This window comes from Flavobacterium sp., assembly GCF_043760115.1.
Classification (GTDB): Bacteria; Bacteroidota; Bacteroidia; order Flavobacteriales; family Flavobacteriaceae; genus Flavobacterium.
In genome coordinates, this window is the sequence record NZ_JAYUPK010000017.1 from 18,060 (window position 1) to 34,873 (window position 16,814).

The following is a 16,814-nucleotide window of genomic DNA, read 5'->3' on the forward strand; positions in this document are numbered from 1 at the left end:
AAATGAATTAATGAAAACTAAATTACTCTATATAACTAACGCAATAAAAGGTGCTGCCGGACTAGAACGTGTTCTTGCAATAAAAACAAGTTATCTTGCAGAACAATTAAATTATGATGTTCATATTTTAGTTTTAAACCATAATAATGCATCTGTATTTTACAATTTTAGTTCAAAAATTAGTATTCACGATATTTCAGTAACAGGAAATTCATTTCAGTATTTAAAAAAATATTGTAAAGGTATACAAGATACAATTTCTATAGTAAAACCAGATGTAATATCAGTTTGCGATGATGGTTTAAAAGCTTTTTTTTTACCACAAATTATCAATAAAAAAATTCCAATTATTTATGAACGTCACGTTTCTAAAATTATAGAACTTGGATTAAATCCTTCAATTTTTAAATTAATATCTTCTAAAGTTAAATTTATAGCGATGAATTATTTAGCTAAAAGTTTTGATAAATTTGTAGTGTTAACCAATGATAATATGCAAGAATGGAAATTGGATAACTTAATAGTAATTTCCAATCCATTATCTTTTTATCCGCAAGAATCATCAACATTGCAAAATAAAAAAGTAATTGCTGTTGGCAAACAAGGCGTTCAAAAAGGATATGATAGATTGTTAAATTCTTGGCAAATTGTAAATCAAAAACATCCTTCTTGGCAATTGTCAATCTATGGAAGTTTTGAAACTTCTGGAGATTTAGTATCACAAGTAAAAACATTACAATTACAAAATTCTGTGAGTTTTTATGAACCAGTAAAAAACATTGAAGAGAAATTTTTAGAATCATCAATATTCGCATTTTCGTCAAGATTTGAAGGTTTTGGTATGGTTTTAATAGAAGCAATGGCATGCGGACTTCCATGTGTATCATTTAATTGTCCGTGTGGTCCAAGTGAGATAATAAAAAATAATGAAGATGGTTTTTTAGTAGAAAACGGAAATACTACTTCTTTTGCCGAAAAATTATTATTTTTAATTGAAAATGAAAGTCAAAGAATTGAAATGGGTAAAACTGCTAAACAAAATGTAAAACGCTATTTGCCAGAAAACATAATGCCACAATGGGATAATTTATTTAAAGAATTATTACAATGAAAAACATTCTTTTAATAATGCCTTACGGTAGCGTTGGTGGTATGGAACGCTTGGCTTTAAATTTTTATACACATTATAAAGCACAAGGTTATACCGTAAAAGCAATAAAAATTATTCAATTAAAATCTGATATAATTTATTTTAGTGAAGACGAAATTGCTTTGTCTACTATCGATTTTTATGAAATGTCGTTTGCAAAACGATTTTGGTTTTACATTAAAATTCCGTTTCTAATTCGTAAAATAATAAAACAAAATAAGTGTACACATTCTATTGCTTTTGGTGATATGGCTAATGTTTTTAGCTCGTTAAGTTTTACATCAGAATTTAAAATTGCCAGTATTCATGCCTTAAAAAGTGTAGAATTTGTAAGTAAATCATTTTTAAATACGGTTTTTAAACTAGCATTTAAAAGTAGTTATTTCTTTTTTGATAAAGTGGTTTGCATCAGTCAAGCCATTAAAATTGATTTAATACAAAACTGCGGATATAAATTTAAAAATAAATTGCAAGTAATTTACAATCCACACAATGTTGCAGAAATAGAAAAGTTAGCCACAATTCCAATAGAATCTTCTATAGAAAACGAATTGTTTACTAATGATGTTGTGCTTTTTCTTGGAAGAATGTCAACCCAAAAAGCACCTTGGCATTTGATAAAAGCATTTAGTTTATTAGAAAATAAAAATAACAAAATTAAATTAGTTTTAATTGGCGATGGTGATCAGTCAATTACAGAGTATCTTAAATCTCTTGTAGAAAAATTAAATATAAAATCTAGTGTAGTTTTTCTTGGTCGAAAATCCAATCCATACCAGTACTTAAAACGTGCAAAAGTGTTGGCTTTAACTTCTTATTATGAAGGAACACCTAATGTAATTGTTGAAGCAATTGCAACAGATACGCCAATTGTTTCATCCAATTGTACCGATGGAATTATAGAGTTAATGAGTGCTTTTGAAAAAAAAAATATAGAAAATTGTATTTATACAGAAAGTGGAATTATTACGCCTAATTTTTTTAAAGGAGAATTATCAATTCCTACTGATGAAACAAGTACCTATGAAGAAATTACCTTTTCTAAGGCATTAAAATTGGTTTTAGAGAATACGGTTTTTAAACAAAAACTAACTGAAAGTAGTACTATTTTGCTTTCAAAATTTAACTTAGAGCAAGTTGCAAAGCAGTATTTAAGCTAAATAACTGCTTAAATTATGTTTTTAATTTGAAATTTTGTTTATTTGTTAAAATTTGTTAATATTTTTTTTAATTTAACTACTCTCTAAAATATGGCTTTACTAAATGATAAAAAGATTTATTTAATTTTATTTTAGAATAATGAATTAATAAATGAAAACATTTTTACAACGTTTTTTATTGTTTTGTTTTATAATTGCTTCTGGTGTAATTGTAGTAATTTTAGTCTCAAATTTTATTATAAATTCTAAAATTAATTACACTTTTAGTTCAAAGAAAAACATTTTAATTCTGGGCGATTCTCAAACGCAATGTGCTCTTAACGATACAGTTTTTAATAATGCAATAAATCTTTCAGAAAGTGCAGATACCTATTTTTATTCTTATTTAAAATTAAAAAAAATAATTCCTCATAACACACAAATTGATACTTTATTTTTAGCTTATGCACCGCACAATGTAACTAAAACTCAAGATAATTGGTTGGTTGATGAAAGTATAAATGGATTTAAATTACCCTTACATTTCTTTCTTTTTGAATCTTCCGACCTATTTAATTTTGCCAAAATTGCACCTTTACAGTTGATAAAAAATTATCCGAAAGTAGTTGCTAAAAATGCTTCTCATTTATTTAGAATTTACAAAAAAAATCCAATTAATAAATTTGGAATTGGAGGTTATAAAGCATTATTTCACGAGCTAGGAGAAAGTAATACAGAAAAACCTGCTTCGATTTTGCAAAAAAAACAAACACAATATGCCACTACAGATTTAAATTATTTAAAAAAAATCTATAACTATTGTACCAATAAAAAAATAAAAATTATATTGATAGCAACTCCTTTTAATCAAGAAGTTGTTGGTGTTGATAAACCCTATCTAAATAAATATATAACTTTTGCAAAAGAAGAAATTCCTAATGCTACGTTATTTAATTATTCAAATTATTTAATGGAAAAAAAATTTTTTGCCGATGATGTTCATTTAAATCATGAAGGTGCAAAAGTGTTTACCAAAATGATTAAAAATACTTTAAAACTAAAATTACATTCTAAAATAAAAACCTACAATAATGATTTTTAATTCGTTTGATTTTTTACTTTTTCTACCAATTGTATTTTTACTATACTGGTTTGTAGCTAAAGGCAATAGTAAATATCAAAATATACTTTTACTTGTTTCAAGTTATTTTTTCTATGCATCATGGAATTGGCATTTTCTATTTTTATTAGTTTTCTCTACTGTTTTAGATTATTTTACAGGCATAAAAATGCACGAAGCTAAAACACCACAATTAAAAAAGTTTTGGTTTTGGCTTAGTATTTCAATAAATTTAGGTTTTCTTGGAGTATTTAAATATTACAATTTTTTTATAGCATCTTTTGCAACTTTATTATCAGAATTTGGTATGAATGCCAATTTTACAACACTAAATATAATTCTTCCAGTAGGAATTTCATTTTACACATTTCATGGACTATCTTATGTAATTGATATTTATAACGATAAAATAAAACCAGAAAGAAATTTTGTAGACTACTCTGTTTTTGTAAGTTTTTTTCCACTTTTAGTTGCTGGACCAATTGAAAGAGCGACCCATTTATTACCACAAATCCAGAAAGAGCGTTTTTTTAATTATCAAAAAGCAGTAGATGGTCTACGCCAGATATTGTGGGGATTATTTATGAAAATTGTTGTGGCTGATAATTGTGCCATTGTTGTAAACGAAGTTTTTAAAAATCAAGAAAATCACAATGCAACATCATTGGCAATTGGAGCAGTATTTTTTGCTTTTCAAATTTATGGAGATTTTTCAGGATATTCTAATATTGCATTAGGTACAGCACGTTTATTTGGAGTAGAATTATTACGAAATTTTGCATTTCCATATTTTTCAAGAGACATAGCCGAGTTTTGGCGAAGATGGCACATTTCACTTTCTACTTGGTTTAGAGATTATCTTTATATTCCACTTGGTGGAAGCAAAGGTGGTATGTGGATGCAAGTTAAAAACACGCTAATTATTTTTATCGTTAGTGGTTTTTGGCATGGTGCCAATTGGACTTTTATCATTTGGGGAACCATAAATGCATTATTTATTTTACCATTAGTAATTTTTAAATTAAATAGAAAAAACACCAATATTGTTGCCGAAAACTCCTTTTTTCCTTCAATAAAAGAAATTTTACAAATTCTTTTTACTTTTTCAGTGACTACTATCGCATGGATATTTTTTAGGTCAGCAACAGTAAAAGAAGCATTCTATTATGTTGCAAAATTATTTGATTTATCTAATTATGGAATGCCGCAAGTAGATGTAAAACCATTTATTTTTATCATTATTTTATTAGTTGTAGAGTGGATTCAAAGAAAAAAGCAACACGGTTTAGAACTTTCAAATGTTACCAATACTTATTTTAGATGGTTTATCTACTTGCTTATTTTTGTTATAATTTTACTATTTGGTGCCAATTCTGATTCGTTTATCTATTTTCAATTTTAATGAAAAAATTTCTATATAAATTAGTACTCTTTTCATTTTTGCTAACTGCAATCTTATCATTTATTTTGATACAATATGGTGGTAATGTTGACTATTTTTATTTAAAATTTACAACACCTAAACAAGCCTCTTTTATTATTGGCGATTCTAGAAGTTTTCAAGGTATTCAACCTAAAGTAATTGACGATTACTTTAATAATGGCGAGTTTAATTTACCAATGTTTAATTACAGTTTTACAATTTCACAATCAACTTATGGCGAGTTGTATACTCAAAGTATAAAAGACAAAATGCAATTAGATACTAAAAATGGACTATATATTTTAACTGTTCATCCTTGGTTGTTGGCACAAAGAGAAAATGATAATTTTGAAAAAAAAATATTTTCAGAAGCTAATCATCCACCACACAATATGAACTTTGTATCTATGAATCCAAATTTTGAATATTTCTTTAAAAATTTTAATTTTTTTCATTTCAAAGCATTGATAAAACAAAATTCAGAACTACACAAAGATGGCTGGATGGAAGAAAAAAATCTTCCTAAAGATACTATAACACTAAATCGATGGAAAGAAAATCAAATAAAAATTTATAATGGGTTCTTTATAAGATGGAAAAAATGTGAATATAGAATGCAAGAATTGCAAAAACTTATAGTATTTTTAAAATCTCACGGAAAAGTAGTATTAGTGAGAATGCCGGTAGATTCTAAATTATTAAATCTTGAAGAACAATTTTGGACTAACTTTGATACAGATATTGAAAAAATTGTTAAAAAAGAAAAAGTTTCTTATTTTAATTTTTCTAAAAATAATATTTATCCAACCTATGATGGAAATCACATTGATAAATTTGGAGGTGTAATTTTTACCAAAGCATTGTGCGATTCTATTAAAAATAATAATTAAAAACGTGAATACTTTTTTTCCTATACAATACTTTAATTCATTATACTACAATTTTATTTTGTTAGTAGTAATTATAGTATTTATGCAAAGTCTTAGCTCTAATATTGAAAACAGTAATAATCTTAGTTGGAAAAATTTATTTGGAGTTTTTTTAATGATTATTTTAATTTTATTTATTGGTTTGCGACCATTAAATTACCGCTTTGGCGATATGGTAATTTATTATAATGAATTTCAACGTTACGCAACTGGAGCTTCATTTGATGGAAAAAAAGATTTTATTTTTGAATGTTTTAAATATATTTTCGCTAAATTTTCAACTGCATCAGTTTTTTTCTTTGTGTGTATTTTGTTGTATGTTTTGCCATTGTATTATGCATCTAAAAAACTTTTTAAAAAATTCTGGTTTTATGGTTTTTTAATGCTTGTAATTTCGTTTTCCTTTCTTGCTTATGGTGTAAATGGTATTAGAAATGGTATTGCAACTTCATTATTTATTTTTGCTGTATCAAGAGATAAATGGCTTTCTAAATCAGTACTATTTGTAATTATGATTTTTATTCATAAATCATTAATAATTCCTATAATAGTTTGTATAATTGTTTCAAAATTTTCTAACACTAAACTTTATTTATTGGGATGGTTTCTTGCAATTCCATTGTCATTAGTATTAGGATCTTTTTGGGAAACTTTTTTTTTAGGATTAGGTTTTGGAGATGAAAAGCTAGATGGATATTTAGGTGGAATAAATCAAGCTAGTGAAGGTGTAAAATTAGTAACAGGTTTTAGATGGGATTTTTTATTGTATAGTACAACGGGTATTTTTGCCGGTTGGTATTATATAATTAAAAGAAAATTTGATGATAAAACCTATATTTTAATTTGCAATACCTATATAATTGCTAATGCTTTTTGGATTTTAGTAATTCGAGCATCATACAGCAACAGATTTGCTTATTTATCATGGTTTTTATTAGGTTTAGTAATAATTTATCCATTATTAAAAAGTAAATTTTCTGAGAATCAGCATAGAATTGTTGGTTTTATAGTTTTAGCATACTTCGCATTTACCTATTTATTAAATGTAATTTTAGAAAAATAATGAAAACAATAACTGTTTTTACTCCAACATTTAATAGAGCATTTTGTCTTTGCGATTTGTACCAAAGTCTTGTTAGACAAGATAATAAAGATTTTTGCTGGTTAATAATTGATGATGGATCATCTGATGCTACAGATAAATTAGTACAAACTTGGATTGATGAAAACAAAGTTGAAATTCAGTATGTATTTAAACCAAATGGCGGAATGCATACTGCTCACAACACAGCTTACGATTATTTAAAAACAGAATTAAATGTTTGTATAGATTCTGACGATATGATGACCGATGATGGAGTTGAAAAAATTCTAGAATTTTGGAAGCAAAATGGAAATGAAACCTGTGGCGGAATTTATGCATTAGATATAGACAAACAAGGAAAAATTATTGGAGAAAAATTTCCAAACGATTTAAAATCTTTTAAAGGTTGGGGTTGCAAAACTATTTTTTATGGAGAAAATAACCAGAAAACGGTAACTATTAAAGGTGATAAAAAATTTATTTCTGTTACAAAAATTCTTAATCAATATCCAAAAATTCCAGTTTTTGAAAACGAAAAATACTATTCTTTATATTACAAACAACATTTTGTAGAAAGAGATTATACCATTTTAATTCTAAATGAACCAGTTTGTATTGTAGAATATCTTCCAAATGGATCTAGTGCATCAATGTTTAGTCAATACATTAAAAATCCAAAAGGTTTTCAGCATTTAAGAAAATTGATGTTGCAAATGGCGCCAAGTTTTAAACTTCGTTTTACACAATCGGTTCATTATATTAATTCGTGTTTAATTTTAAAACAATTTAATGTTTGGAAAAATGTTTCTAATAAATTTTTAGTAACATTTGCCATTCCTTTTGGAATAGCATTATATTTTTTAACAATTTATAAAAACAATCAATTAACTAGAATGAGAAAATAAATGAAAATAGTACTCATTTTACCTTATTTTGGAAAATTTCCTAACTATTTCAATTTGCATTTGAATACCATCAAAAGCAATAAAAATATTCATTGGTTATTGATTACAGATGATAAAACAAACTATATTTATCCAGAAAATGTAACCTTAATTTACAAAACTTTTCAAGAAATACAAGAGCAATTTCAATTTAATTTTGATTTTAAAATTAGTCTAGAAACACCATTTAAACTTTGCGATTTTCGTCCTTCGTTTGGTTTAGTATTTCAAGAATATATTAAAGAATATGATTTTTGGGGACATTGTGATCCAGATATTCTTTGGGGAAAATTTGATAACTTTATATTTATTGATGTAATAAATAACTATGATAAAGTATTTACTTTTGGTCATTTAACTTTATATAAAAATGAAGAAAAAAATAATGTAAGATTTCTTGAAAAAATAAACAATCAAGAACGTTATAAAACTGTATTTACACATCCAATAGGTTTTGCATTTGATGAAAAGTTCAATAAAAGTATCAATATTATTTTTAAAAATAATAATTATTCAATGCTATTGCAAAATGTAGCTGCAGATATAGATTCGTATCATACCAATTTTAGATTATCAATTTATAATTATGAAACTAATAATTACTATTTTGATGGAATAAAAAAGCAACTTTTTACTTGGGAAGATGGATCAATTTTTAGATATATTTTTAATAATAACACAATTGAAAAGCAAGAATTTTTATATATTCATTTGCAAAAACGAACTATGATTGAAAACTTTAAAGACGTTTTTCCAAATAGAATTCTTATTTCTCAAAACGAGTTTTTACCTTTAAATGAAGAAATTACTATTGCTAATTTTAATAAATTCTACAAACCTAAATGGTATAATAAACAATTTTTAAAAGTAAAATGGAATAGTTTAAAATATAAATTAAAGCATAAAAACTATTTTTATGGAGAAAATAAAAACATTTAGTATAATTATTCCTGTTTATAATGCACAAATGCATCTTAAACAATGCGTATATTCTATTCTAAATCAAAGTTTTAAAGATTTTGAAATACTGTTAATAAATGATGGTTCTGTAGATTATTCTTTATTTATTGCAAATACTTTTAGTAATAATGACAATAGAGTAATTGTAATTAATAAAGAAAATGGCGGCGCATCATCTGCAAGAAATGAAGGAATAAAAAATGCTAAAGGAAAGTATATTTTATTTATTGATAGCGATGATTATTTAGAAAGCAAAGATTTATTATTTCATTTAAATAGTGCAGTAGAAAAAAATGATGCCGATTTAATTTTGTATACAGGAAGAAGTCTTGACATAAAAACTAACAAAGAAAGTACCTACAGAGAAAACTATAATCTTGAGATAATTCAAGAATTTAACTTTGATAAAACAATAGAATATTTAATTCAAAATAATTTGTTTCCAGGTTCAGCTTGGATATTTGCAACCAAATCTAAAATCATACAAAATAATAAATTAGAATTTAAAACTAAAATTATAGCCGAAGATATAGATTGGATACTAAAAGTTTTTACTACTATTTCTAAAATCGATGCTGTAAATAATCATAATTATATATATAGAAAAAATCAGCCAAGTTCAGTAACTGCTACTGCAGGAGTTCTCGGTGTAAATAGTTTGTTGTATATTATAGAAAAATGGCAAGATAAATTAATGAGTAATACTACAGTTTTAAACAATTCATTATTACACATTTTAGGGTATTATTATTTTACAGCACATTTATTATATTACAAACTTCCAAAAGAAGAAAAAATAAAATTTAAAGCTAGACTTGACAACAGTTTTAAAGTTACAAGCTATGTTAAATCTAAGAAATTAAAACTTTTAAGAATGTTACAAGTAACTTTTGGATTAGATTTTACAGCATTAATTATTACAATTTTGCACAATTTCAAGGAAAAGTTGAAATAATCACTATTTTTACAAACTATCAAACGCATTAATTATTATATGAAAGAAATATACACTAATGAAGAATATCTAGATAAAAATCCGAATTGGCATGAAAATGATTCCGATTGGAAATTTAAACAAATGGAAATGATGTTAGAGAAATTTGCATTTGAATCGGTAGTTGATGTTGGTTGTGGTGCAGGAAAAATTTTAGAAAATATTGGAAAAAATTATCCCAATGCAGAGTTGTTTGGATTTGATATTACAGAAAATGTTCATCACCTTTGGGCAAAAAGAGATAAAAAAATTAAATTTTCTAATGAAGATTTTTTCACATCAACAAGAAATTATGATGTATTACTTTTAATTGATGTATTTGAACACGTAGAAAATCATTATGATTTTTTAAGAAAGTTAAAACCATTTGCTAAAAATTTTATTTTTCATATTCCTTTAGATATGTGTGCTTTATCTGACATTACTAATAATTATCCACAAAAGCGAAGAAGTGTTGGACATTTACATTATTTCAATAAATCTACAGCAATTGCAACATTAGAAGATTGTGGATATGAAATTGTTAATTTTAAAATTACCAAAGGATATTTACAATCAATAACCAAAGTAAACAGATTTTTATTGCCGGCAAGAATATTTTTTGATTTTATATTGGGCAAAAATTTTAACTCAAGATTTATGGGTGGTTATTCTTTAATGGTTCATGCAAAATAATTAATTTTTAAACAATAAAAATTAATTTTAATGAAAAAAAAAATCATCCGAACCGCAACTGTAGCACTTTCATTAGATGTATTGCTAAAAGGACAATTGTCTTTTTTAAACAATTATTTTAATGTAATAGCCGTTTCTGGAGAAGACAAACATTTAAAAGAAGTTAGAGAAAGAGAAAAAGTAAAAACTATTGAAGTTGCTTTACAAAGACAAATTGCACCTTTAAAAGATATCGTTTCATTGTTTAAATTATACAATGTTTTTAGAAAAGAAAAACCAATTTTAGTACATTCAATTACACCTAAAGCTGGTTTATTAACTATGATTGCTGCCTATTTTGCCAGAGTTCCAGTTAGAATTCACACTTTTACTGGATTAATTTTTCCAACTAAAACAGGATTTTCAAGACAACTTTTAATTGCAATGGATAAAATTTTGTGTCACTTTGCAACCAATGTATATCCAGAAGGAAATGGAGTTAAAAATGATTTGTTAAAATATAAAATCACCAAAAAACCGCTAAATATTATTGCCAACGGAAATGTAAATGGAGTTGATTTAGATTATTTTAACACCAATAATTTTACTTACCAAGATAATAGAAAGACCAAAGAACTAATAAATATTTTAGACACAGATTTTGTTTTTATTTTTATAGGAAGATTAGTTGCCGACAAAGGTTTAAATGAATTAATTGATGCATTTGTAAATGTAACATCGCAAAGAAAAAATGTAAAACTAATTTTAGTTGGACCATTTGAACAACAATTAAATCCAGTTTTTCCAAATACGGTTAACGAAATTTTTACTAATTTTAATATTAGAAATTTGGGTTACCAAGAAGACATTAGACCATTTTTAGCTATTGCACATTGTTTGGTTTTTCCAAGTTATAGAGAAGGATTTCCCAATGTTGTTTTACAAGCTGGAGCAATGGGTTTACCAAGTATTGTTAGTAATATTAATGGTTGTAATGAAATAATAAAACACAATCATAACGGATTAATAATACCTGTCAAAGACAAAAATGCTATTTTTGCAGCGATGAATTTAATAATAGAGAATACAGATTTGTATAAAAAATTGAAAAATAATGCTAGAGAAAATATAGAAAGTAAATACGATCAAAAATTAGTTTGGAATGAAATTTTAAACGAATATAATACGTTATTGAAAAATGTATAAAAGTTTTATAAAACCTTTTTTTGATATAACTTCTAGTCTAATTGGTCTAGTTTTACTACTTCCAGTTTTTATAATAATTACAATTTTACTTTTTATTGCTAATGATGGTAAACCATTTTTTTTTCAACTTCGTCCGGGAAAAAATGGTGTGGTTTTTAAAATTATCAAGTTTAAAACCATGAACGATAAGAAAGACAAAAACGGAAATTTATTGTCAGATGCTGCTAGATTAACTAAAGTTGGAAAATTTGTTAGAAAAACATCATTAGACGAAATTCCGCAATTGATAAATGTTGCAAAAGGCGATATGAGTTTAGTTGGACCAAGACCATTACTTACAAACTATTTACATTTATACAATAATTTTCAAAATAGAAGACACGAAGTAAAACCAGGAATATCTGGTTGGGCACAAGTAAACGGCAGAAATGCAATATCTTGGGATAAAAAATTTGAATACGACGTTTGGTATGTTGATAATATTTCCTTTATTTTGGATGTTAAAATAATTTTAAAAACAATACTAAAAGTTGTAAAAAGTGATGGAATTAATGCCGAAAATGCTGCAACAATAGAACCTTTTGATGGAAAATAAAATTACTCTTTATGGAGCAAGTGGTCATGCCAAAGTTATTATAGACATACTAAAAAGTAATTCTGTAACCATTGATGCAATTATTGATGACAATCCTAAAAATGAAACCATTCTTGGAATTTCAATTGTTAAAACAATAAATTTCGATTTAAAAAATTTGAATAATTGTATAATTTCTATCGGAAACAATAGAGTTAGAAAAGTGTTGTCAAGTAAATTAAATGCCATTTTTTTAAAAGCAATTCATCCAACAGCAATAATTTCTAAATTTGCAACTATTGGCGAAGGAACAGTTGTTATGGCTGGTGTAATTATAAATCCAGAAGCTAAAATAGATAAACATTGCATTATAAATACTGGAGCAATTATTGAACATGATTGTCATATAGAAAATTTTGCTCACATTTCTCCAGGAGTTTCTTTAGCAGGAAATGTAACTGTTGGCGAAGGTTCACATGTTGGAATTGGAGCCACAATTATTCAAGGAATTAAAATAGGAAAATGGGTAACAGTTGGAGCAGGTGCAATAATTATAAAAGATGTTCCAGATTATGCAGTTGTTGTGGGCAATCCAGGAAAAATAATAAAATACAAGACAAATAATGAGTAATTCTAAAATTTGGCTTTCCTCTCCACACATGGGCGGAAATGAATTAAACTATGTAAATGAAGCATTTGATACCAATTGGGTTGCTCCACTTGGGCCAAATGTTACAGGATTTGAACAAGATTTAGAAAATTATATTGGTAATAATTCTTTTGTTGCCGCATTAAGTTCTGGTACTGCAGCGTTACATTTAGGTTTAATTTTATTAGATGTAAAAGCTGGCGATGAGGTTATTTGTCAGTCGTTTACCTTTTCTGCTTCTGCAAATCCTATCGCGTATCAAGGCGCAACACCAATTTTTGTAGATAGCGAACCTGTAACTTGGAATATTTGCCCAAATGCATTAGAAGAAGCAATAAAAGACAGAATAAAATTAGGTAAAAAACCAAAAGCAATAATTGCAGTACACTTATACGGAATGCCATGCAAGGTAGAAGAAATTAAAACTATTGCAACTAAATATGAAATTCCAATACTAGAAGATAGTGCCGAAGCATTAGGAAGTACATACAAAGGTCAAAAATGTGGAACATTTGGCGATATTGGAGTATTATCGTTTAACGGAAATAAAATTATTACAACTTCTGGTGGTGGCGCAATTGTAACTAAAAATTTAGAAAGAAAAAATAAAGCAATATTTCTAGCAACTCAAGCTAGAGACAATGCGCCTCATTATCAACATTCTGAAATTGGTTATAATTATAGATTAAGTAATATTTGTGCAGGAATTGGTCGCGGACAAATGGAAGTTTTAGACAATCATATTGAAAAAAGAAGAGAAATGCATCAATTTTACACTGAATTATTTCAAGAAAATGAAGAAATTCAAGTATTTTCTGAACCAAATTCTGATTATTTTTCCAATCATTGGCTTTCTTCAATAACAATAAATTCTAAAAAAAATTCAGAAAAAAATAGAGAAAATTTAAGATTACATTTAGAAAAAGAAAATATAGAAAGTAGACCATTGTGGAAACCTATGCATTTACAACCAGTTTTTAAAGATTATCCTTATTATGGTAGTTCAGTTTGCGAAAATTTATTTGATATAGGTTTATGTTTACCATCAGGTTCAAATCTTAAGAATGATGAAAAGGAGCGAATTCAAAATGCAATAAATTCTTTTAAGATATAATTAACAACTTTTTTTTATTATTTTTACTTCCCTAAATGGTTTTTACAATTTGATGAATACTGACAAAACAAAATTTCCGTATAAATTTTTTAAAGGTTTTCCAGAAGTAAATTTTGGATTTAGCTTTAGTAATTTAAGCTATTTGCCAAGATGGATAATTTTAATGTTAGACATGGTAATTGTTGTTATTTCTGGTGTAATTACTTATTTTTTATTACAAGGTTTAAAAATTAATTACCTACCACAAGAACATCGATATTTTGGTGTTTTATTTTATTTAAGTGTAAATGTTTTTTTCTTTTGGTTGTTTAGAACCTACTCTGGTATCATTAGACATTCCTCTTATATTGATGCTTTAAAACTTTTTTTCTCTCAGTTTTCAACCTTTATAGTCTTATTGTTTATAAATGTTTTATTTTTAATTTTAAATAAAAATAAAATTTATTTAACAACAGGTTCATTTATAAATGCCATATTATCATTTAGTTTGCTGTTTTTTTACAGAATAATCGTTAAGCAATCCTTTGAAAAATTTTTTACTGAAACCGAATCAAATAAACGAATAAGAGCAATAATTTATGGTTCTGGAGCCAATGCAATTGCAGTTGCCAATGCCTTAAAATCTGAAACTCCAGCACGATTTACTTTAGTTGGCTTTATAGATAAAAACAATCAAAATTCTACCAAAAGAATTTTGAATTTACCAATACTACAAATAAAAAAAACCATTCCAGTTTTAATGCGATACATGAAAGTTGAAGCATTAATACTCGCAGATAAAAGTTTGTCTAAAGAAGAACGATTGAATATTGTAGATGACTGTATAGAATATGGATTTAAAGTTTACACACTTCCTGTTGTTTCTGATTGGGATGATGTAAATGAAATTTCCAAAAATATAAAGAATTTTGAAATTCAAGATTTGTTAGAAAGAAAACCTATAGTTCTTGATACCAAAGCAATATCTTCTAGATTAAACGGAAAAACTATATTAGTTACTGGAGCTGCTGGTTCAATAGGAAGTGAAATAGTTAGACAGGTAATGCACTTTAATCCTAAAAAAATTATTATTCTAGATCAAGCAGAAACGCCTTTGCACAGTCTTTCATTAGAACTTAGTGCTTTAAACAATGGTGTTAATGTTAAAAATGTTATTGCAGATGTTAGAGATTTTGATGTTTTAGAAAAAATATTTAAAACTAAAAAACCAGATGTAGTTTATCATGCAGCAGCATATAAACATGTTCCAATGATGGAAGAAAATCCATCGCAAGCTATTTTTACAAATGTATTAGGAACTAAAAACGTTGCCGATTTATCTCAAAAATATAACGTAGAACAATTTGTAATGATTTCTACAGACAAAGCTGTAAACCCAAGTAGTGTTATGGGAGCAAGTAAGCGAATAGCCGAAATGTATGTTCAATCTAAACACTATAAACACATTAAATTAAACTCTGAAAGATATACTAAGTTCATAACTACTAGATTTGGAAATGTACTTGGATCTAATGGTTCTGTTGTACCTTTATTTACTAAACAAATTCAGGAAGGTGGACCAATAACTATTACTCATCCAGAAATTATAAGATATTTTATGACAATTCCCGAAGCTTGTCAACTAGTTCTAGAAGCTTGCTCAATGGGAAATGGTGGTGAAGTATATATTTTTGACATGGGAAAACCAGTAAAAATTATAGACTTAGCCAAAAAAATGATTCGTCTAGCAGGTTATAGACCAGAAAAAGATATAAAAATTAAAATTGTAGGTTTACGACCTGGAGAAAAATTGTATGAAGAATTATTAAATGATTCTGCTAAGAATTTAAGCACACATCATGAAAAAATAATGATATCTGAAGAAGTATGTGACGAATTTGAAATTATCAGTAAAAGAATTGACGAATTAATTGTATCTGCCAAAGAAACTAATAATGATAAAACTGTAACTAAGATGAAGAAGTTAGTGCCAGAATTTAAAAGTCTTAATTCTGTTTTTCAAATGTTAGATATTGAAGTTAAGGAATCTTATGTTTATACCAAATAAATAGTTATTTTAATCTCTTTTAATATCTTTGCAAATCTTTAAATAAAGAAACTTTAGCATTTTATGAAAAAAAATAAAATTTATACACTAATTACTTTAATGTTAATGGTTACTTCTTGTGTTCCAAAAAAAGAAATAGTATATTTTCAAGGCGCACAAAATTTTAATAACTCTTCTTCAAATTATGAACCTCTAATTCAAAATGATGATGTATTATATATTAATATATCTTCCAAACAACCTAAAGCTGCTGAACCATTTAATTTAGATAATCTCTCACTGGAAGGAAGTTCAAACAGTAGTTTTGGTGTTCAAAAGCAAACTTATTTAGTTGACAACTTTGGCAATATTGATTTTCCAGTAATCGGTACATTATCAGTAGCAGGGTTTTCTGTAAAAGGTTTAAAAGATTTATTAAAAGAACGATTAGCCATATATTTAAAAGATCCAGTAATTAATATTAGAATAATGAACTTTAAAGTATCGATACTTGGTGAAGTTTTAAGACCAGGAACTATTATTGCTGATAGCGAAAGAATTACTTTAATTGAAGCATTAGCCAAAGCTGGAGATTTAACATTATATGGTAAAAGAGACAATATTTTAGTAATAAGAGACTTTCAAGGAATAAAAACTTTTAATAGAATTGATATTACTAAAGCCGATTTTGTAAATTCACCATTCTATTATTTAGATCAAAATGATGTTGTTTATGTAGAACCAAGAAAATCTAAAATAGACTCTACAGCAATTGGTTCTAATGTTACTTCAATAATTTCAATACTTGGTTTTGCACTAACTACACTTTTTATAATAATAAAATAATT

The 16,814-nt window shown here is 26.4% G+C and carries 16 protein-coding genes; all 16 read left to right on the forward strand.

Going from position 1 to position 16,814, the window contains the following annotated elements:
- Nucleotides 1-10 precede the first annotated feature (10 nt).
- The 16 genes from ACH2BC_RS01175 (at nt 11) to ACH2BC_RS01250 (ending at nt 16,812) form a co-directional block, all read left to right on the forward strand.
- Nucleotides 11-1,111: a glycosyltransferase family 4 protein gene (locus ACH2BC_RS01175; protein WP_395052114.1), complete on the forward strand. Its 1,101-nt coding sequence runs from the start codon at nt 11-13 to the stop codon at nt 1,109-1,111.
- On the forward strand, nt 1,108-2,310 hold the full coding sequence (locus ACH2BC_RS01180) for a glycosyltransferase (protein WP_395052115.1): 1,203 nt from the start codon (nt 1,108-1,110) through the stop codon (nt 2,308-2,310). Before ACH2BC_RS01175 ends, ACH2BC_RS01180 begins: the two co-directional genes overlap by 4 nt.
- Nucleotides 2,311-2,461: 151 nt before the next feature.
- Nucleotides 2,462-3,391, forward strand: a complete 930-nt coding sequence (locus ACH2BC_RS01185) for a hypothetical protein (protein WP_395052116.1) — start codon at nt 2,462-2,464, stop codon at nt 3,389-3,391.
- Complete coding sequence (locus ACH2BC_RS01190) at nt 3,381-4,811, forward strand: MBOAT family O-acyltransferase (protein WP_395052117.1); 1,431 nt, start codon at nt 3,381-3,383, stop codon at nt 4,809-4,811. The genes ACH2BC_RS01185 and ACH2BC_RS01190 overlap by 11 nt, the downstream gene beginning before the upstream one ends.
- Nucleotides 4,811-5,722: a hypothetical protein gene (locus ACH2BC_RS01195; RefSeq protein WP_395052118.1), complete on the forward strand. Its 912-nt coding sequence runs from the start codon at nt 4,811-4,813 to the stop codon at nt 5,720-5,722. The genes ACH2BC_RS01190 and ACH2BC_RS01195 overlap by 1 nt, the downstream gene beginning before the upstream one ends.
- A gap of 82 nt (nt 5,723-5,804) precedes the next feature.
- Nucleotides 5,805-6,824 carry an EpsG family protein gene (locus ACH2BC_RS01200; protein ID WP_395052119.1) on the forward strand — a complete coding sequence of 340 codons (1,020 nt, stop codon included), beginning with the start codon at nt 5,805-5,807 and terminating at the stop codon, nt 6,822-6,824.
- Nucleotides 6,824-7,750 carry a glycosyltransferase family 2 protein gene (locus ACH2BC_RS01205; protein WP_395052120.1) on the forward strand — a complete coding sequence of 309 codons (927 nt, stop codon included), beginning with the start codon at nt 6,824-6,826 and terminating at the stop codon, nt 7,748-7,750. The genes ACH2BC_RS01200 and ACH2BC_RS01205 overlap by 1 nt, the downstream gene beginning before the upstream one ends.
- Nucleotides 7,751-8,728 carry a DUF6625 family protein gene (locus ACH2BC_RS01210; protein ID WP_395052121.1) on the forward strand — a complete coding sequence of 326 codons (978 nt, stop codon included), beginning with the start codon at nt 7,751-7,753 and terminating at the stop codon, nt 8,726-8,728.
- A complete protein-coding gene (locus ACH2BC_RS01215; RefSeq protein ID WP_395052122.1) occupies nt 8,706-9,704 on the forward strand; it encodes a glycosyltransferase family 2 protein in 999 nt (332 codons plus the stop codon). Before ACH2BC_RS01210 ends, ACH2BC_RS01215 begins: the two co-directional genes overlap by 23 nt.
- Before the next feature lie 39 nt (nt 9,705-9,743).
- Nucleotides 9,744-10,418: a class I SAM-dependent methyltransferase gene (locus tag ACH2BC_RS01220; RefSeq protein ID WP_395052124.1), complete on the forward strand. Its 675-nt coding sequence runs from the start codon at nt 9,744-9,746 to the stop codon at nt 10,416-10,418.
- A gap of 30 nt (nt 10,419-10,448) precedes the next feature.
- Nucleotides 10,449-11,603, forward strand: a complete 1,155-nt coding sequence (locus ACH2BC_RS01225) for a glycosyltransferase family 4 protein (RefSeq protein ID WP_395052125.1) — start codon at nt 10,449-10,451, stop codon at nt 11,601-11,603.
- The gene (locus ACH2BC_RS01230; protein WP_395052126.1) at nt 11,596-12,198 is read left to right on the forward strand and encodes a sugar transferase; all 603 of its coding nucleotides are present in this window, start codon (nt 11,596-11,598) and stop codon (nt 12,196-12,198) included. The genes ACH2BC_RS01225 and ACH2BC_RS01230 overlap by 8 nt, the downstream gene beginning before the upstream one ends.
- The gene (locus tag ACH2BC_RS01235; RefSeq protein WP_395052127.1) at nt 12,188-12,808 is read left to right on the forward strand and encodes an acetyltransferase; all 621 of its coding nucleotides are present in this window, start codon (nt 12,188-12,190) and stop codon (nt 12,806-12,808) included. The genes ACH2BC_RS01230 and ACH2BC_RS01235 overlap by 11 nt, the downstream gene beginning before the upstream one ends.
- Nucleotides 12,801-13,940, forward strand: a complete 1,140-nt coding sequence (locus tag ACH2BC_RS01240; RefSeq protein WP_395052128.1) for a DegT/DnrJ/EryC1/StrS family aminotransferase — start codon at nt 12,801-12,803, stop codon at nt 13,938-13,940. Before ACH2BC_RS01235 ends, ACH2BC_RS01240 begins: the two co-directional genes overlap by 8 nt.
- A 52-nt stretch (nt 13,941-13,992) precedes the next feature.
- Nucleotides 13,993-15,987 (forward strand): polysaccharide biosynthesis protein, encoded by a 1,995-nt coding sequence (locus ACH2BC_RS01245; RefSeq protein ID WP_395052129.1) that lies wholly within the window; start codon nt 13,993-13,995, stop codon nt 15,985-15,987.
- A 63-nt stretch (nt 15,988-16,050) separates the two neighbouring features.
- Entirely contained in the window at nt 16,051-16,812 is a 762-nt protein-coding gene (locus tag ACH2BC_RS01250) for a polysaccharide biosynthesis/export family protein (protein WP_395052130.1), read from the forward strand.
- The last annotated feature ends 2 nt before the right edge of the window (nt 16,813-16,814 follow it).

Coding starts and splice junctions, on each gene's coding strand:
- ACH2BC_RS01245 (WP_395052129.1), top strand. CDS start 13,993: ATGAATACTGACAAAACAAAATTTCCGTATAAATTTTTTAAAGGTTTT.
- ACH2BC_RS01200 (WP_395052119.1), top strand. CDS start 5,805: ATGCAAAGTCTTAGCTCTAATATTGAAAACAGTAATAATCTTAGTTGG.
- ACH2BC_RS01185 (WP_395052116.1), top strand. CDS start 2,462: ATGAAAACATTTTTACAACGTTTTTTATTGTTTTGTTTTATAATTGCT.
- ACH2BC_RS01230 (WP_395052126.1), top strand. CDS start 11,596: ATGTATAAAAGTTTTATAAAACCTTTTTTTGATATAACTTCTAGTCTA.
- ACH2BC_RS01175 (WP_395052114.1), top strand. CDS start 11: ATGAAAACTAAATTACTCTATATAACTAACGCAATAAAAGGTGCTGCC.
- ACH2BC_RS01235 (WP_395052127.1), top strand. CDS start 12,188: ATGGAAAATAAAATTACTCTTTATGGAGCAAGTGGTCATGCCAAAGTT.
- ACH2BC_RS01195 (WP_395052118.1), top strand. CDS start 4,811: ATGAAAAAATTTCTATATAAATTAGTACTCTTTTCATTTTTGCTAACT.
- ACH2BC_RS01215 (WP_395052122.1), top strand. CDS start 8,706: ATGGAGAAAATAAAAACATTTAGTATAATTATTCCTGTTTATAATGCA.
- ACH2BC_RS01220 (WP_395052124.1), top strand. CDS start 9,744: ATGAAAGAAATATACACTAATGAAGAATATCTAGATAAAAATCCGAAT.
- ACH2BC_RS01240 (WP_395052128.1), top strand. CDS start 12,801: ATGAGTAATTCTAAAATTTGGCTTTCCTCTCCACACATGGGCGGAAAT.
- ACH2BC_RS01205 (WP_395052120.1), top strand. CDS start 6,824: ATGAAAACAATAACTGTTTTTACTCCAACATTTAATAGAGCATTTTGT.
- ACH2BC_RS01250 (WP_395052130.1), top strand. CDS start 16,051: ATGAAAAAAAATAAAATTTATACACTAATTACTTTAATGTTAATGGTT.
- ACH2BC_RS01210 (WP_395052121.1), top strand. CDS start 7,751: ATGAAAATAGTACTCATTTTACCTTATTTTGGAAAATTTCCTAACTAT.
- ACH2BC_RS01180 (WP_395052115.1), top strand. CDS start 1,108: ATGAAAAACATTCTTTTAATAATGCCTTACGGTAGCGTTGGTGGTATG.
- ACH2BC_RS01225 (WP_395052125.1), top strand. CDS start 10,449: ATGAAAAAAAAAATCATCCGAACCGCAACTGTAGCACTTTCATTAGAT.
- ACH2BC_RS01190 (WP_395052117.1), top strand. CDS start 3,381: ATGATTTTTAATTCGTTTGATTTTTTACTTTTTCTACCAATTGTATTT.